Consider the following 23,919-nt stretch of genomic DNA (forward strand, 5'->3'; position numbering starts at 1 on the left):
GCATGGCGCCGCGCCGGCGCGCCATCGCGTCAAACATCCCTTGATATCCCGCATTCGCGCATGGACCGCGGCCCCGAGGCTGCGCGATCGGTAGACAGATTGCGGGTTTCGCCGTGCGCACCGGCGTCCCTCCGCTCGTCACAGTCCGTCCACGGGCGGCGTCCCATTGCCATTGCGGCATGCGTCTCGCGGCAGGTGTGAGGAAGTGAGAGGGGGCGCGAACAGCTGCTACTGACTGCCTGCGCCTCCCTGCGCAGAATCCGCGCCACCACACCGGCAGGCCCTGCCTGCGCGTTCGGAGTGGGTTCCGATCCCGATCGTCAGCGCGCCCCGCGGCCTAGGCCTGGGGCGCCGGTTCGTGGGTCCGGTTTGAATGCTTGGGGAGAAAGAGGCAAATGACTGATCTGATGCGCGGCAGCCGTGCGGCTGCGTTGCGGGCGTGGGCGCGTGTCGCCCGCGGCGACCACCGAGCCACGGCGTCGTCGGGGCGAAGCCTGCGGCTGATGATGGCCATCTTGCTGCTGGCCGCGCCTGCGTTGGCGGCCGCCGCGGACCTGCAGATCACCAACCTGTCCGACACCGGCTACGATCCCACGCCGGCCGGGGGCAGCGTGGTCTACAGCGTCACCGTCGAGAACAGCGCCGCCGACACGGTCAACAACGCGGTGGTGATCTTCGATCTGCCCGCCGGCGCCCAGGCCGGCGCGCCGCTGCCGGCCACCTGCAGCGTGGCCGCCGGCAATGCGCAGCGCATCGAGTGCCGGGTCGGCACCCTGGTCGGCACCTTCTCCTCCAACGGCGCGCCGGTGACCTTCCAGTTGCCGGTGAGCACGGTCGGCCTGGCCCCGGGCACGATCGAGATCCGCGGCGCGATCGGCGTGGAAACCGGCCTGCCGGCGGCGAGCACGCCGATCGCCTCGCTGGCCGATGCCGATGCGTTCTTCGCCGGCGACAGCAACGCGGCCAACAACCGCCGCCTGGAAGCGACCACGCTGGAATCGGCGGGCGACCTGAGCGTGGAGAAGACCGCCACGCCGAACCCCGTCGTCGCCGGCGCCGAGGTCACCTACACCGTCACCGTGCGCAATGCCGGGCCCAGCGCCTCGGCCGGCTTCAGCGTGATCGACACGCTGCCGGCCGCGGTGCAGTACGTGGCCAACAGCTTCAGCGGCAGCGGCTGGACCTTCAACAGCGGCAGCATGACCGCCACCCACGCCGGCGCGCTGGCCAACGGCGGCAGCAGCAGCTTCACCTTCCGCGCCCGCGTCACCGCCGCCAGCGGCAACATCATCAACACCGCGCGGGTGGAAGCCGGCGGCACGCCCGATCCGCTGCCCGACAACAACACCGGCAGCGTGACCACCACGGTCAGCGCTGGCGCCGACCTGGCGCTGAGCAAGAGCGTCAACCCCTCGCCGGCGATCTCCGGCCAGCCGGTCACCTTCAACATCCAGGTGCGCAACCAGGGCCCGAGCGCCGCGGTCAATCCGCGTTTCGTGGACAACCTGCCGACCGGCTTCCTGGCCACCGGCGGCACCGCGCCGGCCGGCTGGACCTGCACCAACAGCAACGGCAACGCCACCCGCACCTGCGTGCTGAACGGCAGCCTGGCGGTCGGCGCCGTGGCCGATTTCACCATCGAGAGCACGGTGCCGGCGTCCGGCACCAACAGCAGCGGCGACGTCACCAACAGCGCCACCGCCAGCGCCGACACCCCGGATGCGAACAACGCCGACAACACCGGCAGCACCACCTTCACCGTGCTCGCCGACGGCGCCGACCTGTCGATGAACAAGACCAAGACGCCGGCGCTGGTGCCGGTGTGGAGCGGCATCGGCAGCGATCTGGACAGCCGCATGACCAGCACCATCGTCGTGCGCAACATGGGCCCGCGCCCGGCGACCGGCCAGGTGCAGACGGTGGATACGCTGGCGACCGGCGAAGAACTGCTGCAGCCGGACGGCAGCGTGGCGCAGCCGGGCGTGGCGTTCGCCGCCGGCGCGTGGACCTGCGTGGTCGACCAGGCCTACAGCGGCGCCAGCGTGCAGCACGTGACCTGCGACCTGGGCGCCGGTTCGCTGCCGTTGGCGGTGGGCGCGCAGGCGCCGACCCTGCAGCTGCTGACGCGTGCGCGCAGTTCCTCGGCCAATCTGCTCAACAACGCCTGTACCGGCGGCTCCGGCGGCTCGATCGAGCCGCTGACCGGCAACGGCATCGACCGCGATCCGGAAACCGACAACGACTGCTCCGGCGCGGGCACCCGCACCACCGACGAGCGCGCCGACCTGTCCATCGCCAAGCGGACCAATGGCGCCGGCGACGGCGACAACGTGCTGGCGGCCAACCAGGACACGCTCAGCTACACGCTGACCGTCACCAACAACGGCCCGGACAGCACCACCGGCGTGGTGGTCAACGACACCGTTCCCGGTTTCGTCAACGGCCGCACCCAGATCAGCGTGACCACCACCCCGGCCGGCTGGATCTGCACGATCAACGGCGCCTCGGTGGTCTGCCGCTCCGGCACCACCGCGCTGGCCAACGGCGCCACCGCGCAGATCGTCATCCAGGTCCAGCGCGCGCTGTTCGACAGCTTCAACCAGGCCGCCGGCACCTGCGGCGGCACCGCCATCAGCGGCGCGTTCTGCAACACCGCCGGCGTCGGCATCGATGCGGCCGTGGCCGGTTCGGTGGGCGAGCTCAACGGCAACAACAACCAGGCCTCGGACTGGATCCGCATCGCGCGCGTGGCCAACGTCGCCACCACCGCCAAGACCATCTCCTCGGGCACGCCCGGCCGCGCCGGCGTCAACACCACCTACGTGATGTCCTACATCAACCGCGGCCCGTCGACGGTGCCCGGGGTGATCTTCCGCGACGTGTTCACCCTGCCGGCCAACGATTCGGGCTTCGTGCTGGTGTCCGCGCAGCGCACCGGCGCCGGAACCCGCACCTGTACCGCCACCGCCGGCGCCGGGGTGACCGTCACCGTCGACGCGGGCGGCACCTCCTACGCCAACCCGACCGGCGCGCCGGCGCAGGTCACCGTGCAGTGCCCGGCGCTGCCCTCGCTCACCAACGAGCAGACCGAAACCCTGCAGGTGGTGATCCGGCCCAACGTCAACAGCGGCAACACCGGCCGCCAGTTCGACAACACCGCCGACTTCGTGGTGGACCTCGATGGCGACGGCACGGGCGACCCGACCGCGGGCACCGATGGCGACGGCAACACCTACGACTTCAACACCGACACCAGCGACGACAGCAAGAGCGCGCAGCTGCCGTTCGAGGCCGGCCAGGTCGACCTGATCACCAACAAGGTGGACACCGGCTTCACCGGCGGCGTGGATCCGCTCGGCTTCGACGCGACCAATCCTGCCGCGAACCTGATCACCTACCGGATCACGATCCGCAACAACGGCCCGTCGGTGGCCACCGACGTGCGCCTGGCCGACACCTTCACCCCGCCGTCCGGCCGCACCGTCACCTTCATCGGCGCCTCGGCCACGCCCACCGGCACCTTCGACCCGGCCGCCTGTTCGGTGACCTCCGGCAGCAACCCGACCGTGGGCGCGGTGCAGGTGCTGAACTGCCTGATGCCTGGCATCGGCTTCAGCAACAACGTCGCCGGCGTGGTCGCGTCCGGCCAGACCAGCACGCTGTACCTGCGCTACCGCTACGACACCCCGCCCGGCGCGGCCGGCGACACGGTCAGCAACCTGGCCCAGGCCACGTCCGCCGAGACAGACAGCAACACCGCCAACAACGGCGCCAGCCAGGAAACCACGATCCGCGCCTCGGCCGACGTGGGCGTGAGCAAGCACGTGATCACCGCCACGCCCGATGCCGATCCGGATGTGGCGCTGCCGGCCAACGCCACGTCGGTGGGCCTGCGCCAGCCGTTCTTCTACGTCATCGACGGCATCAACAACGGCCCCGGCGCGAGCCTGTCGCGCGACCGCAGCGGCAGCAGCCCGCTCAACGGCACCGGCACCGTGGTCAGCGACACGCTGCCCGCCGGGCTGGTGGTCGTCGGCCAGGTGACCTGGCAGAAGAAGGGCCCGATCCCGGGCGGCGGCGGTGGCGAGGTGCCCAACGGCACCGGCAACTGCACCCAGGCCTCGGCCACGCTGACCTGCAACCTCGGCGACGTCACCGTCGGCGGCAAGCTGCGCATCGTGGTGCCGGTGCGCTGGGATACCTACCCGGGCGCGTCGGCGATCAACAACACCGCGACCATCACCACCGAGCAGGTCGATCGCGTCCCGCCGAACAACACCTCCACCGTGCCGATCCTGGTCACGCGGGCGTCGCTGGCCGGCACCGTGTTCGAGGACCGCGACCGCGCCGGCGCCAACGGCGGCGTCCGCCAGGGCGGCGAACCGGCCATCGCCGGCGTCACCATCGTGCTGACCGGCACCGATGCCTACGGCAATGCGGTCAACCGCAGCACCACCACCGCGGCCGACGGCAGCTACAGCTTCGACAACCTGTCGGCCGCCGGCGCGGGCGGCTACACGCTGACCCAGACCCAGCCGGCCGGCTATCGCAACGGCCCGGTGGATCCGCCGGTCGCCGGCGCCAGCGCGCCGTCGCTGGGCGGCACCTATGCCGCCGGCAGCCCCAACTCCAGCTACACCGCGATCCCGGTCGGCGCGACCGATGCGGCGGTGCGTTACGACTTCCCGGAAGTGCGCCGCCCCAGCCTGTCCGGCCGGGTCTACGCCGACCTGAACTTCAACAACGTGCGCGACGGCGGCGACCCGGCGATCGCCGGCGCCACCGTGGAACTGCTCAACGCCGTCACCGGCGCGGTGCTGGCCACCACCAATACCGACGGCAACGGCGTCTACCGCTTCGACGACCTGGATCCGACCCTGACCTACAGCGTGCGCGAGCCGCTGCCGGCCGGGCAGTACAGCAACCGTCCCAGCGCGATCAATCCCGGCCAGATCGGCGGCGCGGCGTGCGCGCCGGGCACCTGCGTGGCCGGCACCGCGGTGGCCGCCCCCGGCGGCCCGGATGCGGCCACCACCGATCGCATCTCGCAGATCCAGCTGGACGCGGGCCTGGACGGCACCGAGTTCAACTTCGGCGAGAACCCCAGCGGCAGCGCGATCCAGGGACGGGTGTGGCGCGACGACGACAACGACGGCGTGATCGACCCGACCGAGACCGGCCTGGCCGACGTGGACGTGGTGCTGACCGGCACCGACCAGAACGGCCAGGCGGTCAACCTGACCACCAAGACCGACGCGACCGGCAACTACAGCTTCATCGGCCTGCTGCCGGGCACCTACACGGTGACCGAACCGACCCAGCCGACCGGCACCCTCAACGGCAAGACCGTGCCCGGCGACAAGGGCGGCACCGCCACCGACGTGGCCACCACGCCGTCGGCGATCGCCACCATCGTGCTCGGCGCCAACCAGCAGGGCCAGCACTACGACTTCGGCGAAGTGCAGGCGGCCTCGCTGTCCGGCCGCGTCTACTACGACAACGACGACAACGGCGTGGTCGGCAGCGACGAGACCGGCATCGGCAACGTGCGCGTGGTGCTGACCGGCACCGACGACCTCGGCGCCGCGGTGCAGCTGACCGTGCAGACCGACGCGCAGGGCAACTACCGCTTCGAGAACCTGCGTCCGGGCACCTACACGGTGACCGAACCGGAGCAGCCGGCCGACACCCGCAACGGCATCACCACCGCGGGCACCGTCGGCGGCGCCACGCGCGGCGTGGCGACCCCGCGCGAAACCGTGCCGTCGGCGATTTCGGCGGTGGTCCTGGCCCCGGGCGCGCAGTCGATCGACAACAACTTCGGCGAGATCGCCAACACCCCGGACCTGGTCGTCAGCAAGATCGCCGACCCGGTCAAGTTCACCGTCAACAACACCGCCACCTACACCATCAGCGTGCGCAACATCGGCCCGCGTCCGACCGCCGGCGTGTACCAGGTGCAGGACCGCCTGCCGCCGGGCGTGACCCTGGCGGCGCTGCCCACCGGCAGCGGCTGGACCTGCGCCGGCGCGGTCGGTGCCGACCGCTTCAGCTGCGACGCCAGCACGCTGATCGCGCCCGGGCAGACCGCCAGCGACCGCATCCAGGTGCAGGTCGCGGTGGGCGCGGCCGCGGCCACCGGCAACCCGGTCAACAACGCGGTGCTGGTGCAGGGCGGCGGCGAAGACGCCTCGCACGGCCCGACCCCGGCCGAGCGCGGCGCGTTCGACGGCGACGTGACCCAGCTGCCGGTGTGCGATCCGGCGATCATCCAGAACGCCTGCCGCCTGCCGACGCAGGTGCAGCTGGCGGCCTCGGTGACGGGCACGGTCTGGTTCGACGTCGGCAACGACGACACCCTGCTCGACGGCGGCGATCGCCGCCTGCAGAACTGGATCGTCGAACTGGTCGATCCGACCAGCGGCCAGGTGGTCAGGACCACGCTCAGCGCCGCCGACGGCAGCTACCGCTTCGGCGACGTGATCCCCGGGCAGAAGTGGCACATCCGCTTCCGCGATCCGAGCTCCGGGGTGATCTGGGCGTTCCCGGTCAGCGGCGAGACCGCTGCCGGCGCCGCCGCCCCGTGCGCGGCCGACGCGGCGATCAGCAACGGCAGCGCCAGTTCGTGCCGGGTCAGCGACGGCGGCGTCAGCCAGCTGGAAGTGGTGCTCAAGGCCGGCGAGAACCTGCCGCAGCAGAGCCTGCCGGTGGATCCGTCGGGCGTGGTCTACGACGCGGTCACCCGCGACCCGGTGCCCGGTGCGATCGTCACCCTGGCCCCGGTCGGCGTCTGCGCCGGCTACGACCCGGCCACCAGCCTGCTCAACACCGCGGCCGGCGGCTACCGCATCAACGGCAACGCGGTGTCGATGACCGTCGGCAACGACGGCTACTACCAGTTCCTGTTCGGCCCGGCGGCGCCGGCGCGCTGCGAGTTCGAGCTGACGGTGACCCCGCCGGGCGGCTACGTGTTCGTCTCCACGCTGATCCCGGCCGAAGGCAACTCGCTGTCGCCGCCCGGCGCGGTGGGCAGCAACTACCAGGTGCAGCCCAACGCGCTGGCGCCGACCGGTCCGGTCGGCACCGCGACCCAGTACTACCTGCGGCTGTTCGCCGGGTCGGCCACCGCCGGCATCGTCCACAACCACATTCCGCTGGACACCGCGGTGGCCACCGGACTGGCCATCACCAAGACCGGCGACCGCCAGACCGCCGAAGTGGGCGACACCGTGCAATACACCATCACCATCCGCCAGACCGCCGGCAATCCGTTGCAGATGGTCAACGTGGTCGATCGCCTGCCGCGCGGCTTCACCTACATCGAAGGCACCGCGCGCGCCAACGGCGTGGCCGTGGCAGAACCGCTGGGCAAGCCCGGCCCGACGCTGGGCTTCAGCGCCGGCCCGATCCAGGTCGGCCAGCAGATCGCGCTGACCTACCGCGTCCGCGTCGGCGTCGGCGCCCAGCAGGGCGACGGCATCAACCGCGCCCAGGCCTATGGCTGCTCGATCGCCGGCGGCTGCGTGGATCCGGTGTCGCTGCAGCCGCGCTCCGGCGCGCTGCCGTCCAACCAGGCGCAGTACCGCGTGCGCGTCACCGGCGGCGTGTTCACCGAGGAGGGTTGTGTGCTGGGCAAGGTATTCGTGGATTGCAACGTCAACCACGTGCAGGACCGCGAGGAGATCGGCATTCCCGGCGTGCGCCTGTACTTCGAGGACGGCACCTGGGTGATCAGCGATTCGGAAGGCAAGTACAGCTACTGCGGCCTGCCGCCGCAGAGCCACACGCTGAAGGTCGACGCCAGCACGCTGCCGCAGGGCGCGCGCCTGACCACCAGCAGTAACCGCAACCTGGGCGACGCCGACAGCCTGTTCATCGATCTCAAGAACGGCGAGCTGCATCGCGCCGACTTCATCGAGGGCAGCTGTTCCAACCCGGTGCTGGAGCAGGTCAAGGCGCGGCGCACGCAGGGCGAGGTGCGCGCACCGGAGACCGAGACCGGCAAGGCGCCGCTGCGCTTCAGCAGCAAGCCGGCGCGCGCGCCGCAGCAGGCCACCGACTCGGCGGCGCAGTCGCCGATCGTCAAGCCACGCGGTACGCCGCCGCCCGATGTCACCGTTCCTGCGGAGGTGCAGCCATGAGCCGGCCCGTCACGACGCGCCGCCTGCCGCGGCTGACCCTGCTGGCCTGCGCCCTGGCCGCGCTGCCGGCGCTGGCCCAGCAGAGCGTCGGCAGCAGCCGCTTCACCCCGGTGCTGGGCGAGGCCGGCACGCTGTACCCGCGCACGCCGGGCAGCGCTGACGCCGCCGCGCAGACCCTGGCGCCGCGTTCGGGCTCGCTCGACGCGCGCGCCGGGCAGGGCATGGACCAGGTGCAGGTCGAGGTCGACCGCGACGGCGCGCCGGCCGACGGCCAGAGCCCGGTGCACGTGACCGTGCGCCTGCTCGACGACGCCGGCAAGCCGCTGCAGGGCGAGCACTTCGCCACCATCGAGCACACCGGCGGACGCATCCTGCTGCCGGGTTCGCGTACCGACGAGCTGGGGCCGGGCGCGGCCGATGCCGACAAGGTCACCCCCGGCGTGCAGTTGCCGGTGCGCGACGGCGTGGCCGAGTTCGACCTGCTGGCGCCGGACCAGCCGCAGGACGTGGTGCTGCGGGTCACCGCCGGCGGCCACAGCGCCGAGGGCACGATCGGCTTCGTGCCGGAAATGCGCGAGATGATCGCCACCGGCCTGATCGAGGGCGTGGTCAATTTCCGCCGCCGCGACAACAGCGGGCTGATCGCCCCGGTCGACCATGACGACGTGTTCGAGCGCGACATCCGCCGCTGGGAGAAGCAGTTCAACAACGGCAAGGCCAACGCCTCGGCGCGCACCGCGTTCTTCGTCAAGGGCCGGATCAAGGGCGAGTACCTGCTCACCGCCGCCTACGACTCGGACAAGGAAGTGCGCGGGCGCCTGCTGCGCGACATCCAGCCGGAAGAGTTCTACCCGGTGTACGGCGACTCCTCGCTGCGCGGCTTCGACGCGCGTTCGGCCGAGCGCCTGTACGTGCGCGTGGACAACCGCCGCAGCTACCTGCTGTACGGCGATTTCCAGACCGGCGACACGCTGGCCACCGCGACCGGCATCGGCGCGCGCAGCAGCATGCCGCAGCGCAGCCTGGGCACCTACAACCGCACCGCCACCGGCCTGGGCTGGCACTACGAGAACGAGCGCGTGCGCACCAACGTGTTCGCCATCCAGGACTCGCTGCGCCAGGTGATCGAGGAATTCGCCAGCCAGGGCAGCGGCCCGTACGCATTGCGCAACAACGCGGTGCTGGAAGGCAGCGAGCGCGTGGAAGTGGTGGTGCGCGACCGCAACCAGCCCTCGCGCATCGTCTCGGTGCAGCCGCTGGCGCGCTTGGTGGACTACAGCTTCGAGCCGTTCTCCGGGCGCATCCTGCTCAACCAGTTCCTGTCCGCCTACGACAGCAACCTCAACCCGGTCTCGCTGCGCATCACCTACGAACTGGACCAGGGCACCGAGCGCTTCTGGGTGTACGGCGCCGACGGCCAGCTGCGGCTGACCAATGCGCTGGAAGTCGGCGCGTCAGTGGTGGACGACCGCAACCCGTTCGCCGAGTTCCGCATGGGCAGCGCCAACGCCGGCTACCGCTTCGGGCCCAACACGGCGCTGGTGGCGGAATTCGCGCGCACCCAGAGCGAGATCAACACCAACTCGATCAACCAGATCGCCACACCGGGCCTGCAGGACCTCAGCGGCCGCGTCGAAGGCGATGCCTGGCGCGTGGAGTTCGGCCACGACGGCGACAAGCTCGACGCCAACCTGTTCGCCGCGCGCACCGATCCGGCGTTCAACAACCCGGCCTCGCCGCTGTTCGGCGGGCGCGGCGAGTACAACGCCAAGCTCGAGTACCACCTGACCGAACGCGTGGACCTGTACGTCGAAGGCCTGCGCAGCGAGGACCGCAATCCGGATGGCGGCAAGCGCGATGCGGGCGGCGCCGGCGTGCGCGTGGGCGCCACCGAGAAGCTGACCCTGGACTTCGGCGTGCGCTCGATCCGCGAGACGGTCGGCGCGTACTCGCCGTGGTCCACCGACACCGGCTACGGCAACAGCGGCGGCCTCACCGGCGGCTTCGCCACCGGCGCCGGCGGCGGCGCGCTCGGCTATGGCCAGCAACCGCTGGACCCGCTGACCGGCCTGCCGGTGATCGGCTCCAGCAGCGCGGTCACCGGCACCGCCAGCGACCTGCCGATCGGCACGCGGCTGGAATCGGACAGCGCCCGCATCGGTGCCGGCTACCGCGTCGGCACCAAGCTGTCGCTGGGCGCCGAGTACGAGCAGAGCGTGTCCGGCGAGGACCGCAACCGTGTCGCCGCCGGCGTCGACTACCAGGTGCTGGAACGCAGCCGCCTGTACGGCCGCTACGAGAAGCAGACCGGCCTGACCAGCGCCTACGGCATCACCACCACCGACCGCGAGGCCGATGCGCTGGTGTTCGGCATCGACAGCAGCTACGTGCGCGATACCCAGGCGTTCTCCGAGTACCGCATGCGCGATGCGATCAGCGGCCGCGATGTGCAGGCCGCCTCGGGCATCCGCAACACCTGGGACGTGCGCGAAGGCCTGCGCCTGAGCAGCTCCGCCGAACACGTCAAGATCTACGACGGCAACACCGGCGATGCCACCGGCCTGGCGCTGGCGCTGGACTACAGCGCCAACCCGCTGTGGCGCGGCTCGGTGAGGGTGGAGCACCGCATCAGCGGCGACGTCGCCGAGACCGAGACCGACGAGGCCTTCGACACCACGCTGGTGCAGTTCATGCTGGCGCGCAAGCTCAGCCGCGACTGGACCCTGCTCGGCCGCAACTACCTGCTGCAGACCAACTACGCCGCCCGCGGCGACGTGCTGCAGAACCGTTTCCAGCTGGGCGTGGCCTACCGCGATACCGACACCAACCGGATCAACGCGCTGGCCCGCTACGAGTACAAGCTGGAACGCGACGAGAGCGGGCTGACCCTGCTCGACGGGCAGGCGGTGGACGGCAGCAGCCAGGACATCAGCAGCCGCGCGCACATCGTCTCCACCCATGCCGACTGGCATCCGTCGCGGCCGTGGTGGCTGACCGGGCGCGTGGCCGGCAAGTGGCAGCAGGACCGCTTCGCCTATGCCGACGGCGGCCGCGTGGACAGCCGCTTCCATGCGGTGCTGGTGTCCGCGCGCGTGGTCTACGACATCACCGAGAACTGGGACATCGGCGTGCTCGGCTCCACCTTCCGTGGCCAGCTCGGTTCCAACCAGTACGCCTACGGCCTGGAAGTGGGCCGGCTGCTGCGCCAGAACCTGTGGCTGTCGGCCGGCTACAACTGGTCCGGCTTCGAGGGCGACCGCGACCTGTCCGGCTACGAGTACACCCAGCAGGGCGCGTTCCTGCGCCTGCGCTTCAAATTCGACGAAGACCTGTTCCGCCGGGATCCGGTCCGTTACCGCGACCCGGCGCGCTGAGGAATCCATGATGACCACGACCCATACCCGCTTCGTCCTGTCCCGCACCGTCGCCGCCGCCCTGCTGCTGGGCGCCTGTGCCGCCGGCAACGCGCAGACCCAGTTGCTGCCGCAGCAGCAGCGCATCAGCGACGAGGCCATCGCCGCCGACCTGCAGGGCTACCAGTCCGTGCAGGACCGCATCCAGGCGCTCAACGACGGCGGCCGCCCGGTACGCGACTACGCCTTGTCCAAGGCGCAGTGCTGGCTGGACGTGTCCTTCCACGAGTACACCCGCAACGACCGCAGCGCGTTCCCGCAGGGCGCGCTCGGCGAGTCGGAGAAGCTGGTGCAGCTGATGGAGCAGCGCGCCACCACGATCCCGACCAAGACCCCGCTGGTCAACGACGCCAAGTACCTGCGCGACGACCTGTGGCAGCGCCTGCGCGCGCTGCACGGCAGCGCCGGCTTCAGCTGCGCGCAGCAGGCGGTGGCCTGCGGCGAGGTCGAGCTGGTGCATGCCGGCAACGAGTTCAACCAGCAGCAGTGGCGCCATTCCAAGCCGTACATCCAGATCGCCGAGGACATGGTCAACGACGCCGAGGCGCTGGCCCGGCAGTGCGGCGGCCCGGAGCGTCCGGACACGCCGGCGGCGGCGCCGATCCCGCTGGTGGCCAACGTGCTGTTCGAGTTCGACCGCGACGGCTACAAGGACATCCGCACCCATTCGCTGGAGAGCCTGGACCGCGCGCTGGCGCGCATCGCCGAAGAGAAGCTGACCTTACAGAAGGTGGAGCTGGTCGGCCACGCCGACCGCATGGACGGCCGCGGCCACGACTACAACCAGGGCCTGTCCGAGCGCCGCGCGCGCACCGTGCGCGAGCTGCTGATCGGCCGCGGCGTGCCCGCCGACCGCATCCGCTACGAGTACCGCGGCGACAGCCAACAGGTCCAGCAATGCACCGGCGTGAAGCCGCGCGCGGCGCTGCTGGAATGCCTGCTGCCGAACCGCCGCGTCGAAGTGCGCCTGGTGGTCGGCCGCGGCGACTGACCGCCGCGAGCTTCGGCCCCTCTCCCCCGGGAGAGGGGGTGGGGTGAGGGTATGTGCCCAAGCCCTGGCACCGTTCAAGCCGCACCAGGCTTCGCCCGCACCCAGTCACGGCCCCATTCAAGCCAAGCTGCCGCCAGCGAGACGCCATGGCCGCCGCCGCGCTCAAGAATCCCCGGCCGCCGCCGCCATCATGGACAAGCGAAGCCGCTTCGCCGCCCGCATCGGCCGTCCATGAGGTCACGCGCATGTTGTCCCTGCCACGCCTGCTGGGTCGCCACCTGGCCAAGTTCCTGTCCAAGCCGCGGCGGCACCGTTCGGAACTGCCGACCAGCCCGCCGCCGTTGCTGCGGGCGGCGCTTCGCAAGGGCGACGTGCTGCTGGTGGAAGGCAACAGCCGCTTCTCGACCGCGATCAAGTACCTGAGCCAGTCCACCTGGTCGCACGCGGCGCTGTACATCGGCGATCACCTGGGGCCGGCGACGGACGAGGACGCGCCGACCTTCTGCGACGTGGACATCAACGTCGGCGTGCGCCTGGTCGGGCTGGGCGAGTTCGCCGGCCTGCACACGCGCATCTGCCGGCCGGTGGGCCTGGGCGCCGAGGAGATCGAGGCGGTGGTCGACTACATGGTCAGCCGCGTCGGCAACAGCTACGACCTGAAGAACATCTTCGACCTGGCGCGCTACCTGATCCGCACCCCGCCGCTGCCGTCGTCGGTGAAGCGGCGGTTCCTGGAGCTGGGCAGCGGCGAGCCGACCAAGGCGATCTGCTCGACCCTGCTGGCGCAGGCCTTCGGCGCCATCCGCTATCCGATCCTGCCGGAGATCGGCCACGCGCCGGTGGCCGACGCGCAGGACGCGGAAATCCTGCACAACCGCCATCACAGCCTGTACCTGCCGCGCGACTTCGACGTCTCGCCGTACTTCAACGTGGTCAAGCCGCGGCTGCAGGCCGGCTTCGATTTCCATCGGCTGGTGTGGCATGGCGACGCCGGCGACACCGTGGCCGGGCGCAGACGCGAGCGCCAGCCCGACGAGCAGCACGCCTCTGCCGCCACCGGCTAGCGCCCGCACGGGCGCCGTTCCGGCACGGCGGCCGCCTGTACCGCCGCTGCGTGGAATCCGGCATCCGGTCACAACGCTTCAGGCTTCCTGTCACCCGGGCGTCAAGTTTGAAATGCCTACGGCCGATATCAACGGACATACCTCACCGGCATCGTCCCCAGGATCGCTATGAATCCCCTCCATTTCCTGCGCCGCCGCATCGCCAACCTGCCGATGACGCGCAAGTTCGTGGTGCTGTGCACCCTGCTCGCCATCGGCGTGGTCCTGCTCGCCGTCGCCGCCGCGCGCCTGCAGTACCTGGACCTAGTCGCCGCGCGCAAGCAGAGTGTGAAGACCCAGGTCGACATGGGCATCAGCGTGATCGAGCACTACGCCGCCAAGGCCAAGCGCGGCGAACTCACCCAGGCGCAGGCCCAGGACGCGGCCAAGGCGGCGCTGGCCGACATGAAGACCAACGGCGGCGTGGACTACTTCTTCATGCTCGACCCGCAGATGCGCATCCTGATGCATCCCAAGCGCAAGGTCGGCACCGACATGTCCGACTACAAGAGCGATGCCGGCGAGTTCGTGTACCGCGACATCCGCACCGCGGTGACCAGCGGCGACGGCTTCAGCTACTACAGCGCGCCCAAGCCGGGCAAGGACGAGCAGCTGCCGAAGATCAGCTACGCCAAGCTGTACCCGCAGTGGAACTGGGTGCTGGTGATGGGCGTCTATGCCGAGGACATCCAGGTCGAGGCGCTGGGCTTCACCAAGATCCTCACCGCGATCGGCGCCGCGCTGGTCGGCCTGGTGGTCGGGCTGTGCTGGCTGATCGCCAGCGCCATCGTCACCCCGCTGCGCGCCGCCACCCGCACCGCCGAGGCCATCGCCTCGGGCCGCTTCGACAACGCGATCAAGGTGGAGTCGCGCGACGAGACCGGGCAGCTGATGAGCAGCATGCAGCAGATGCAGACCCAGCTGCAGCGCTTCAACGGCGAAATGCAGACCCTGGTGCAGCTGCAGCAGGGCGAGGACATCAGCCACCGCATGCCGGAGGATTTCCCCGGCGACTACGGCACGCTGGCGCGCGGCATGAACACCGCGCTGTTCGAGCACCTGGACGCGATCATCGAGGCGATGGCGATCATGGGCGAGTACGGCCGCGGCGACCTGCGTCGCGACATGCGCCGCCTGCCCGGCCAGCGCGCCGCGCTGCACGAGGCGCTGGACGCGGTGAAGACCAACCTGTCGGCGATCAACGGCGACATCGCGCGCCTGGCCGACGCGGCCGCGCGCGGCGATTTCTCCGCGCGCGGCGACGAGGCGCGCTACCAGTTCGCGTTCAAGGAAATGGTGGAAGCGCTGAACCGGCTGATGCTGCAGGCCGAAAGCGGCCTGGCCGACGTCGGCCGGATCATGGGCGCGATCGCCGACGGCGACCTGTCGCAGCGCGTGGACGCGCGCTACGAGGGTGCGTTCGGCCAACTGGCCGACGCCGCCAACCGCACCGCCGAGCAGCTGACCGCGATCGTGCAGGGCATCCAGCGCTCGGCCGAGTCGATCAACACCGCCGCCGGCGAGATCGCCAGCGGCAACAGCGACCTGTCGGTGCGCACCGAGCAGCAGGCGGCGAGCCTGGAAGAGACCGCCGCGTCGATGGAGGAGCTGACCTCCACGGTCAAGCAGAACGCCGACAGCGCGCGCCAGGCCAACCAGCTGGTGCTGGGCGCCGGCGAAGTGGCCGAGAGCGGCGGCCGCGTGGTCGAGGACGTGGTCACCACGATGGCGTCGATCAGCGCCGCTTCGGCGCGCATCGCCGATATCATCGGGGTCATCGACGGCATCGCCTTCCAGACCAACATCCTGGCGCTCAACGCCGCGGTGGAAGCGGCGCGCGCCGGCGAGCAGGGCCGCGGCTTCGCCGTGGTCGCCTCGGAAGTGCGCTCGCTGGCGCAGCGCTCGGCGGCGGCGGCCAAGGAGATCAAGACGCTGATCTCCGACTCGGTGCAGGAAGTGGAGCAGGGCTCGACCCTGGTCGCGCGCGCCGGCACCACCATGGCCGAGGTGGTGACCTCGGTGAAGCGGGTCACCGACATCATGGCCGAAATCTCCGCGGCCAGCGCCGAGCAGAGCTCGGGCATCGAGCAGGTCAGCAAGACGGTGATGCAGCTGGACGAAACCACCCAGCAGAACGCGGCGCTGGTGGAGGAAGCCACCGCGGCGGCCAAGAGCCTGGAAGACCAGGCCTCGGACCTGACCCGCGCGGTGGCGGTGTTCCGCCTCGCCGGCGGCGCCCAGCCGGTCGTGGCCGCGCCCAGGGCAGCGGCCGTGCAGGCGCCGGTCCGTGTAGTCGCCCCCGCGCGCGCGCCGCTCAAGAAGGCGCCGGCCGCGGCGGCGCGCCCGCTCGCGCGCGGCAAGACCAGCGGCGCGCTGGCCGAAAGCTCGGAGTGGGAAGAGTTCTGAGCCTGCGCCACGGCGCCGGCAACGCACGCCATTGCCGACAACGACGCCGATGCCTTGGTGCATCGGCGTCGCCGTTTCTGCGCAGGCCGCGGTCGCGGCCGCGGAACGCCTGTGGCCGACGGCCTCGGCCGCAAGCTCGATGCCGGGCGATGCCGTTTGTGGGAGCGGCTTCGGTCGCGACGGGCCTTCCCGGTAGAGCCCGTCGCGACTGAAGTCGCTCCCGCATGGGTTTGCGCCAGGGCCAGTCCGAGTGCGCTGCAGGAAAGGTGGCGCGGCCCTCATGCGGCACGCGCGGTGCGTCGTGCGATCCAGTTGCGGGGGCGCCACGAGACCGCTCCGCGGCCGCATCTGCCACACTGGGCCGCCCCGTTCAAGGAAGGACTCGCCTGATGCAGCTTCGTGCCGTGCTCGCCGCCGTACTCGCCGTGCCCAGTTCCATCGCCGCGGCGCAGGAGCCGCCCGCATCCGCTGTCGCGCCGCTGCTCACCCAGGTCGGGTTCGCCGGTGGCGACGTGCGGTTGGGCGAGCGCGGCGGCCGCTGCGTACTGCTGCGCGGCGAGACCGAACTGCTGGCGCTGGCGATCCCGGCGCCGTGCGGGTTCAGTCCAGACCGCCACGGCAAGGTGCGCGTCGAGCCGTTCGATCGCGGCAGCCGCATCGTCCTGGTCGAGCACGTCCGCGCGGATCGGCGACCGCCGCTGCGCGGCAGCGTGGGACCGGACTGTCTCCGCGAGGCGCAGGCCGTGCGCGAGATCGGCGGCACGCTGGAGGCCGGCCATGTGATCGCCTCGGCCGGCTGTGGTCGCGGCCCGACCGACCAGAAGATGTTCGTCGGCGGTTTCGATTGGTGAGATTCGCGCGCGCGGCGCGAGCATGCCGCTGGGCGTGTCACTCGTCTTCGTCGTACTCGTCCTCGTCCGCGTCGGCAACATCGCCGGGCCGGGCGGCAGTGGCATCCACAGGCTCCAGCAAGGTGTAGTCGTTGCGTTCGCGGCGCTGGTAGGCCGAGGACACCGGATAGGCCAGCAGCCGCGGCTGCGGCGCGCCGCTCAGGAATGCGCTGGGAAACAGCCGCGGTCCGCGCAGCCAGCTGCGCCAGCGCTCGCCGCTCAGGAAGATCGGCCCGTCCGCGGTCAGCGGCGCGGGGATGGCGGGATTGGCGTGGGTCAGCACGCTGAAGCTGAGCAGCGCCGGTTCGCCGCGTTCCCAGCGTTCCCACAGCCCCGCCGCCAGCAGCACCTCGCCTTCGGCGTGATGGATGTAGTAGGGCTGCGTCGGTTTGCGGCTGCGGTCCCACTTGTAATAGCCGGACAGCGGGATCACGCAGTGCTGGCTCTTCCACGGCGCGGCGAAGATGCGGCTGCGCGCCGCCCGCTCCAGCCGCGCGGTGACGGTGGTGTAGGGCGTGTCCGGGGTCTTCGACCAGCGCGGCACGATGCCCCATTGCAGGCGTTCCACCTGGGCGACGCCCTCGCGGCACACGATCACGGTCGCGACGTCGCCCTTGCCGAGGTTGTAGTCGTCCGGATACGCGGCGAGCGCCTCGCGCAGCGGCGGGTCCAGCTGTGCGGGCAGGGCGTCTTCGATGCCGAAGGCTTGTACGAAACGTCTCATCGGTTCCTCGCACGGTACGCATCGGCACCTTAGAGCGCGGGCCGGGCAGTGCAGGTGAAGAACGCGGCTCGCACCGCTGCGTGGCCGCTGCGAATGCATTGCTGCAGCGCGGCTGCTTCTTCATCCGCTCTTCCCGCGCGCGCTTGCATATTCCCTGCCACCCGCGATCGCACGCCGTCGCACGCGGCGCAGCAAGGAGACATCCGCTCATGTTCTGGAAACGCAATGGTTTGTCGCTGGTGCTGCTGGGGCTGACGCTGCTGTTCATGGCCGGCCAGGCGCTCAGCGGCCACCTCGCCTACAACGACGAACTGCGCCAACAGGGCCTGGCGCCGCTGATGTTCTGGGAATACCTGCGCAGCGGCCATTTCGTCGGCGCGTTGTTCGAGAACTGGGAAAGCGAATTCCTGCAGATGGGCATGTACGTGGTGCTGACGGTCAAGCTGCGGCAGTGGGGATCGGCCGAATCGCGGCCGCTGTCGCCCGAAGAGGAAGACGACAGCGTCGCGCCCGGTACGCCGCCGTGGCCGGTCCGCGCCGGCGGGATCTGGCTGAAGCTGTACGAGCGTTCGTTGGCGCTGGCCTTCGGCCTGCTGTTCGTGACCAGCTTCGTGCTGCATGCGCTGGGCAGCTGGCGACACGAGCTGGCCGAGCGCGCGATGCAGCGGCTGCCGTCGGTGTCGCTGCTGGAGCATCTGACCGGCGCGCAGTTCTGGTTCGAGTCGATGCAGAACTGGCAGAGCGAATTCCTGGCGGTCTTCGCGCTGGTGGTGCTGACCATCTGGCTGCGGCAGAAGGATTCCCCGCAATCCAAGCCGGTGCATGCGCCGCATTCGCAGACTGGGGATTGATCGAGGGGAGTGCCGATCATTTGCAGTGTCGCGTGGGCAGTGGCGGACGCATGGCCGTACTCCCGGCTCACGCACTGCCGGCCCGCCGGTTCAATGCGTTTGATGCAAGCGACGCCAGTGAATCATGCGTGCCGTCGCCATGGACGATGCCGCTGCGATGGGTTTGGTTGAAATTCGATAGGCAATGCGAACGTGGCGGGTCGGGCGCATTTTCATAGATTAGATGCAACTGTAGGAGCGACTTCAGTCGCGACGGGCTTCACCGGCAAGGCCCGTCGCGACTGAAGTCGCTCCTACAAAAGTGCTTGCTTAGCCGTTTCTCTCAGCGCCACCGATCTTTGCACGGTGCCTTGCACCGAAACAGCGGCGAAGGCCTTCGCCTTCGCCGCTGCAGGCTCCACGATTACAGCTTGATGTTGCCCTTGGTCGAACCGGCGCCCGGGCCTGCGCCCAGATCGGCGCCGGTGGTCGGGTCGCTGTCCGGCTGCGACATGGTGCGTCCCGCCAATGCCTTCAGCGCGCTTTCCTCGGCCTTGCTTAGGCCGACGCTGGGCACGCCGCTGCCGCCGTCCACCGCCGCCTGGCGGTTGCGGTCGGAGATCTTCTCCCACTGGCTGCCGCTGTTCCACGGGCCGTTGATGTCGCCGTCGCCCTGCGACATGTCGTAGAACTTGTCGGTGAACGCCGGATCGCCCGGCAGCTTGCCCGACGGGAAGTTCGGCTCGATCGCATACAGCGCCTTCTCGAACGACTTCTGGTGCGCCACCTCGCGGGTCATCAGGAAGGTCAGCGCATCGACGATGCCCGGATCGTCGGTGACGTTGATCAGGCGCTCGTAGACGATCTTGGCGCGCGCCTCGGCGGCGATGTTGGAGCGCAGGTCGGCGGTCGGTTCGCCGATGGAATCCACATAGGCCGCACTCCACGGCACGCCGCTGGAGTTCACCAGGGCCGGGCCGCCGCCGTACAGGATCTGCTGGGTCTGGCTGGTGTTGTTGTTCATGGTCAGGTTGCGCATCTCCTCGGCCTCGACCATGCCTTCGGACAGCACCGCCTTGGGTCCCTGGTTGAGCATGGCGATGATCGAACCGATGATCTCCAGGTGGCTCAGTTCCTCGGTGGCGATGTCGTAGAGCAGGTCCTTGCGGCCCGGATCGACCTCGCCGATGGCCTGGGTGAAATAGCGCATGGCTGCGGCCAGCTCGCCTTGCGGCCCGCCGAACTGCTCGAGCATCAGCGAGGCCAGCGCCGGATCCGGCTGCGCCACGCGTACCGTGTACATCAGCCGCTTGTTGTGCATGAACATCGAAACTCTCCTGGAGTACCGCCCACGGCAAGGCCACGACGACGAACGATCGGGCGTCGTGGCCAGGGGGTGGCGTCTGGGTAAAACGCGGCGCCGAGGATCGGCGCCGCGGTCGTGCGGTTATGCGGCCTTGCGCTTCTGCGCGGCGGCCTCGTTGCCGCCCTGTTCGGCGAGCATGGTCAGCTTCTCGTCGGTGGACTTCTCTTCTTCCAGCGTTTCCAGCAGCAGCTTGAGCGCGTCGGTCTTGCCCAGCTGCTTGGCCATGGCGGCCAGCGTGCCGTAGGAGGCGATCTCGTAGTGCTCGACCTTCTGCGCGCCGCCGATCAGGGCCGCATCGCGCACCGGGCCGGCTTCGATCGTCTCGATCACTTCCTTGCCCTCTTCCACCAGGCCTTCCATTGCCGCGCACTTGATGCGCTTCAGGCGCAGGTCGAGGATCTCCACGATCTGGTCCAGGCGCTCGATCTGGCCCTGGGTTTCTTCCAGGTGGGTCTCGAAGGCCGCGCGCAGCGCCGGGTTGGTGGACGCACGCGCCAGCTTCGGCAGCGCCTTGGTCAGCTGCTTCTCGGCGCTGTAGATGTCGGAAAGCTCGTGCAGGAACAGTTCGTCGATGGTCTTGATAGCCATGGCGTTGGATCTCCGTAGTGGGTAGTTGGTTGGATGGTGGGATGTCGCAGGGAAGCGCACGGACTCAGTGCTTGGCGGTCTGGCCTTCGGTCCGTTCGCGTTTCAGGAAGGACAGGATGACGGCCTCCTGATGTTCGATCAGCCACTCGGCCATGGCGATTTCCTGGTCGAGGATGGCGGCGCAAATGTCGGCGATCTGCGGTTGCCCGGCCTCCTTGGCGGCGATGACCAGCGCGCGATAGCTGGCGACTTCCATGTGTTCGAACGCGTAGCTGACACCGAGGCTCTTGGCCACTTCGTCGCTCATCATCGAATTGCCGGCGGCGTGCACCGTCGCCATCACGCTGGCCACGGCGCCCTTGATCGTCGGCAGCGAGCCGTCGAGCAGTTCGATGCAGCGCTTCACCTGCTCGGACTGGTCGCGGGTCTCGTTGATGTGCTGCTCGATCCGCGCCTTGAGTTCCGGGTAGTGCTCCAGGCGGCCGGCGGTGGCGGTCAGCATCGTGTTGGCCTCCTGCTCCATCGCATAGGCGTCCTGCAGCCATTTCAGCAAGCGCTCGGTATTGCTTCGCGTCATGAAAATCTCTCCAAAATGATGTGGCTCCAACTTGGGCGCACGACGCGGTGGATGCGTCGCGTGTCCGGTGTTTTTTGCCCCTGTGGACGCCAACCTAGACTGCGTGGCGTTAGTGCCGATTCAATGAAGGGTGAACGCTTTGCGAGGAGCGCGCGCTTTCTTCCCACGCTGAATGCGCGCGCGGCCCCTGCCAGTTGCGCGGCGACCGTGCGTTCACGGCGGCCACGCCAGGCTCGTGCCGGCCACCCCTACAGGAGACCCATGTGCCGAAACTCGATCACGCCGACTGGCCGCAACGTCTGTGGCTGGTGCGGCATGGACAGAGCGCGGGCAACGTCGCCCGCGACCTCGCCGAGGCATCCGGGCAGGAGTTGATCGACATCGCCACCCGCGACGCCGATACGCCGTTGTCCGATCTGGGCCTGCAGCAATCGCAGCAGCTGGGCCGCTGGTTCGCGGCGCTGCCGGAGAACCAGCGGCCCAACATCCTGCTGACCTCGCCGTTCCTGCGCGCGCAACAGACCTGCGCGGCGATCGGCGAGGCGCTGGCGCTGCCGACGGCGGCGCCGGCGCTGGACGAGCGCCTGCGCGAGAAGGAATTCGGCATCCTCGACCGCTACACCCGGCATGGCATCGTCAGCCGCTTCCCGGAACTGGCCGAACAGCGCGCCTCGGTCGGCAAGTTCTATTTCCGCCCGCCCGGCGGCGAGAGCTGGTGCGACGTGATCCTGCGCCTGCGCAGCGTGGTCGAGGAACTGCGCCGCGACCACGCCGGCGAGCGCGTGCTGATCGTGGCCCACCAGGTCATCGTCAACTGCATGCGCTACCTGCTCGAACGCCTGGACGAGAAGGCGATCCTGGACATCGACCGCGGCGGCGACGTGCCCAACTGCAGCGTCACCGAATACGCCATCGGCGACGCCGACGGCACGCCGCGCTTCGACCTGGTCCAGGCCAACGCGGTGCCGTTCGAGGTGCCGGTGACCACCGCGGCCGACCAGCCGGGCGGGCCGCGATGACCCGGGCGCGCGCGATCGCGGTGACGGCGACGCTGCTGCGGCGCTGGCCGTTGCCGAGCGCCGCCGGCGTCACCGGCAAGGAACAGCGCGGGCGCGTGCTGGTGATCGGCGGCAGCAGCGAGATCCCCGGCGCGGCGTTGCTGGCGGCGGAGGCGGCCCTGCGCGCCGGCGCCGGCAAGCTGCAGGTCGCCACCGCGCGTCCGGTGGCCACGGCGATGGCGATCGCCTTGCCCGAGGCGCGGGTGGTGGGGCTGCCGGTGGCCGCCGATGGCGAACTGCGCCTCGGCGGCAAGGCGTTGGAGGACGATGCCGCGCGCGCCGATGCGCTGCTGATCGGTCCCGGCATGCGCGGCCGGCCGGCGCTGCGCAGACAGATCGCGCAGCTGCTGGCGGCCGCCCGCTGCGGCGTGGTGCTGGATGCCGGTGCGCTGGTGGACACGCGCGGCATGGCCGATCCGGGGCGGATCGTGCTGACCCCGCACCATGGCGAGATGGCCGCGTTGAGCGGCGTGCCGATCGAACGCATCGCCGCCGATCCGGCGGCGATGGCGCTGCGCCACGCGCGCCACAGCGGCGCGGTGGTGGTGCTGAAGTCGGCGACCACGGTGATCGCCGCGCCCGACGGCACGCACTGGGTGCACCGCGGCGGCAGCGTGTCCCTGGGCACCTCCGGCTCCGGCGACGTGCTCGCCGGCATCATTTGCGGCCTGCTGGCGCGCGGCGCCGGCAGCGCGCAGGCGGCGGTCTGGGGCGTGCACCTGCACGCGCGCGCCGGCGCCCTGCTGGCCCGCCAGCTCGGCCCGCTCGGCCCCCTGGCCCGCGAGATCGCGGCCCACCTCCCAGGCCTGCTCGCCACCCGCTGATCCAGGCCCAGCGTCCAAAACGGCAACGGCGGCGCCAAAACCGCAGCGCCGCCATCGTCTATCGCTAATCCAGGATCCGGGCTTCCAATCCCGAATCCCCAATCCCAACTCCCGGCCCTACAGCGTGACCGCCCCACCGGCAATGGTGATCAGCGTCCCGGAGGTATAGCTGGACGTGTCGGAGGCGAGCAGCACATAGGTCGACGCCAGTTCCACCGGCTGCCCGGGGCGGCCGAACGGGGTCTGCGAACCGAAGTCCTTCACCGACTCCTCGTCCATGCCGGCGGGAATGAACGGGGTCCAGATCGGGCCCGGCAGCACCGCGTTGACCCGGATCTTCTTGTCGGCGAGCAACCCGGCCAGGCCGATGGTCAGGTTGGCGACCGCGCCCTTGGTGGTGGAGTAGGGCAGGATGTTCGGGGTCGGCTTCTTCGAGTTGACCGAGGCGGTGTTGATGATCGAACCGCCCTCGGGCATGTGCGGCACCGCCAGCTGCACCAGGTGGAACGGCGCGTGCACGTTGGTGGCGAAGGTCCTCTCCCACTCGTCGAGGGTGATCTCCTCGAAGCTGTGGAAGTAGCGCTGGTAGGCGGCGTTGTTGACCAGCACGTCGAGCCCGCCGAAACGTTCGACCACGGTCTGGACCAGCGCCTGCGCCTGCGCGCGGTCGCTGATGTCGCAAGGGTGCAGCAGCACGCGCACGCCGGCGGCCTCGACCAGCTTGCCGATGCGCTCGGCGTCGTCCTGCTCGCTGGGCAGGTAGGCGATGGCCACGTCGGCGCCTTCGCGCGCGTAGGCAATCGCCACCGCGGCACCGATGCCGCTGTCGCCGCCGGTGATCAGCGTGCGCTTGCCCTGCAGCAGGCCGTGGCCGACGTAGCTGTCCTCGCCATGGTCCGGTTTCGGGTCCATCTTGTCGGTCAGGCCCGGGAACGACTGCTGCTGCGGCTTGAACGGCGGATACGGATAGTTCGGAATCGGCATGGCGATGGTTCCTGCGTCGGGGGA

At 70.1% G+C, this 23,919-nt stretch carries 14 protein-coding genes; 9 read left to right on the forward strand and 5 right to left on the reverse strand.

Annotated features, from left to right (window positions below; genetic code table 11):
* Window positions 1-503: 503 nt before the first annotated feature.
* The 6 genes from OCJ37_RS03150 to OCJ37_RS03175 all read left to right on the forward strand — a co-directional run bounded on the left by OCJ37_RS03150 (window position 504) and on the right by OCJ37_RS03175 (window position 16,905).
* The gene (locus tag OCJ37_RS03150) at window positions 504-8,141 is read left to right on the forward strand and encodes an SdrD B-like domain-containing protein (RefSeq protein ID WP_263112258.1); all 7,638 of its coding nucleotides are present in this window, start codon (window positions 504-506) and stop codon (window positions 8,139-8,141) included.
* Complete coding sequence (locus OCJ37_RS03155; RefSeq protein ID WP_263112259.1) at window positions 8,138-11,515, forward strand: Ig-like domain-containing protein; 3,378 nt, start codon at window positions 8,138-8,140, stop codon at window positions 11,513-11,515. Before OCJ37_RS03150 ends, OCJ37_RS03155 begins: the two co-directional genes overlap by 4 nt.
* A gap of 10 nt (window positions 11,516-11,525) precedes the next feature.
* The gene (locus tag OCJ37_RS03160) at window positions 11,526-12,545 is read left to right on the forward strand and encodes an OmpA family protein (protein ID WP_263112260.1); all 1,020 of its coding nucleotides are present in this window, start codon (window positions 11,526-11,528) and stop codon (window positions 12,543-12,545) included.
* Window positions 12,546-12,790: 245 nt separating this feature from the next.
* Window positions 12,791-13,609, forward strand: a complete 819-nt coding sequence (locus OCJ37_RS03165; RefSeq protein ID WP_263112261.1) for a lipo-like protein — start codon at window positions 12,791-12,793, stop codon at window positions 13,607-13,609.
* 186 nt (window positions 13,610-13,795) lie between these two features.
* Window positions 13,796-16,054: a methyl-accepting chemotaxis protein gene (locus tag OCJ37_RS03170; RefSeq protein WP_263113559.1), complete on the forward strand. Its 2,259-nt coding sequence runs from the start codon at window positions 13,796-13,798 to the stop codon at window positions 16,052-16,054.
* Between the two features lie 389 nt (window positions 16,055-16,443).
* A complete protein-coding gene (locus OCJ37_RS03175) occupies window positions 16,444-16,905 on the forward strand; it encodes a hypothetical protein (RefSeq protein ID WP_263112262.1) in 462 nt (153 codons plus the stop codon).
* Window positions 16,906-16,942: 37 nt separating this feature from the next.
* Here OCJ37_RS03175 and OCJ37_RS03180 read toward each other — a convergent pair whose 3' ends face one another.
* Window positions 16,943-17,668 (reverse strand): SOS response-associated peptidase, encoded by a 726-nt coding sequence (locus OCJ37_RS03180; RefSeq protein WP_263112263.1) that lies wholly within the window; start codon window positions 17,666-17,668, stop codon window positions 16,943-16,945.
* Between the two features lie 209 nt (window positions 17,669-17,877).
* Between OCJ37_RS03180 and OCJ37_RS03185 the strand changes: the two genes are divergently transcribed.
* The gene (locus OCJ37_RS03185) at window positions 17,878-18,519 is read left to right on the forward strand and encodes a DUF6766 family protein (RefSeq protein WP_263112264.1); all 642 of its coding nucleotides are present in this window, start codon (window positions 17,878-17,880) and stop codon (window positions 18,517-18,519) included.
* Between the two features lie 403 nt (window positions 18,520-18,922).
* Here the strand turns inward: OCJ37_RS03185 and OCJ37_RS03190 are convergent, their stop codons facing one another.
* The 3 genes from OCJ37_RS03190 to OCJ37_RS03200 form a co-directional block, all read right to left on the reverse strand.
* Window positions 18,923-19,825 (reverse strand): manganese catalase family protein, encoded by a 903-nt coding sequence (locus OCJ37_RS03190; RefSeq protein ID WP_263112265.1) that lies wholly within the window; start codon window positions 19,823-19,825, stop codon window positions 18,923-18,925.
* Window positions 19,826-19,945: 120 nt separating this feature from the next.
* Window positions 19,946-20,452 (reverse strand): YciE/YciF ferroxidase family protein, encoded by a 507-nt coding sequence (locus OCJ37_RS03195; RefSeq protein WP_263112266.1) that lies wholly within the window; start codon window positions 20,450-20,452, stop codon window positions 19,946-19,948.
* A gap of 64 nt (window positions 20,453-20,516) precedes the next feature.
* A complete protein-coding gene (locus tag OCJ37_RS03200; RefSeq protein WP_263112267.1) occupies window positions 20,517-21,029 on the reverse strand; it encodes a ferritin-like domain-containing protein in 513 nt (170 codons plus the stop codon).
* A gap of 263 nt (window positions 21,030-21,292) precedes the next feature.
* On the opposite strand from OCJ37_RS03200, the gene OCJ37_RS03205 reads away from it, so the two are divergent.
* Together OCJ37_RS03205 and OCJ37_RS03210 are read left to right on the forward strand one after the other, a co-directional pair.
* Window positions 21,293-22,048: a histidine phosphatase family protein gene (locus OCJ37_RS03205; RefSeq protein ID WP_263112268.1), complete on the forward strand. Its 756-nt coding sequence runs from the start codon at window positions 21,293-21,295 to the stop codon at window positions 22,046-22,048.
* Window positions 22,045-22,911 (forward strand): NAD(P)H-hydrate dehydratase, encoded by an 867-nt coding sequence (locus OCJ37_RS03210; RefSeq protein ID WP_263112269.1) that lies wholly within the window; start codon window positions 22,045-22,047, stop codon window positions 22,909-22,911. The genes OCJ37_RS03205 and OCJ37_RS03210 overlap by 4 nt, the downstream gene beginning before the upstream one ends.
* A 117-nt stretch (window positions 22,912-23,028) precedes the next feature.
* Here OCJ37_RS03210 and OCJ37_RS03215 read toward each other — a convergent pair whose 3' ends face one another.
* Window positions 23,029-23,895, reverse strand: coding sequence for an SDR family oxidoreductase (locus OCJ37_RS03215; protein ID WP_263112270.1), 867 nt, complete (start codon window positions 23,893-23,895; stop codon window positions 23,029-23,031).
* Between the last annotated feature and the right edge of the window lie 24 nt (window positions 23,896-23,919).

It is taken from the genome of Xanthomonas sp. AM6 (genome assembly GCF_025665335.1).
Taxonomy (GTDB): Bacteria; Pseudomonadota; Gammaproteobacteria; order Xanthomonadales; family Xanthomonadaceae; genus Xanthomonas_A.

What these genes read in the sequence shown, in the direction of transcription:
- OCJ37_RS03150 (WP_263112258.1), top strand. Translation starts at nt 504, where the DNA reads ATGATGGCCATCTTGCTGCTGGCCGCGCCTGCGTTGGCGGCCGCCGCG.
- OCJ37_RS03155 (WP_263112259.1), top strand. Translation starts at nt 8,138, where the DNA reads ATGAGCCGGCCCGTCACGACGCGCCGCCTGCCGCGGCTGACCCTGCTG.
- OCJ37_RS03160 (WP_263112260.1), top strand. Translation starts at nt 11,526, where the DNA reads ATGACCACGACCCATACCCGCTTCGTCCTGTCCCGCACCGTCGCCGCC.
- OCJ37_RS03165 (WP_263112261.1), top strand. Translation starts at nt 12,791, where the DNA reads ATGTTGTCCCTGCCACGCCTGCTGGGTCGCCACCTGGCCAAGTTCCTG.
- OCJ37_RS03175 (WP_263112262.1), top strand. Translation starts at nt 16,444, where the DNA reads ATGCAGCTTCGTGCCGTGCTCGCCGCCGTACTCGCCGTGCCCAGTTCC.
- OCJ37_RS03180 (WP_263112263.1), bottom strand. Translation starts at nt 17,668, where the DNA reads ATGAGACGTTTCGTACAAGCCTTCGGCATCGAAGACGCCCTGCCCGCA.
- OCJ37_RS03185 (WP_263112264.1), top strand. Translation starts at nt 17,878, where the DNA reads ATGTTCTGGAAACGCAATGGTTTGTCGCTGGTGCTGCTGGGGCTGACG.
- OCJ37_RS03190 (WP_263112265.1), bottom strand. Translation starts at nt 19,825, where the DNA reads ATGTTCATGCACAACAAGCGGCTGATGTACACGGTACGCGTGGCGCAG.
- OCJ37_RS03195 (WP_263112266.1), bottom strand. Translation starts at nt 20,452, where the DNA reads ATGGCTATCAAGACCATCGACGAACTGTTCCTGCACGAGCTTTCCGAC.
- OCJ37_RS03200 (WP_263112267.1), bottom strand. Translation starts at nt 21,029, where the DNA reads ATGACGCGAAGCAATACCGAGCGCTTGCTGAAATGGCTGCAGGACGCC.
- OCJ37_RS03210 (WP_263112269.1), top strand. Translation starts at nt 22,045, where the DNA reads ATGACCCGGGCGCGCGCGATCGCGGTGACGGCGACGCTGCTGCGGCGC.
- OCJ37_RS03215 (WP_263112270.1), bottom strand. Translation starts at nt 23,895, where the DNA reads ATGCCGATTCCGAACTATCCGTATCCGCCGTTCAAGCCGCAGCAGCAG.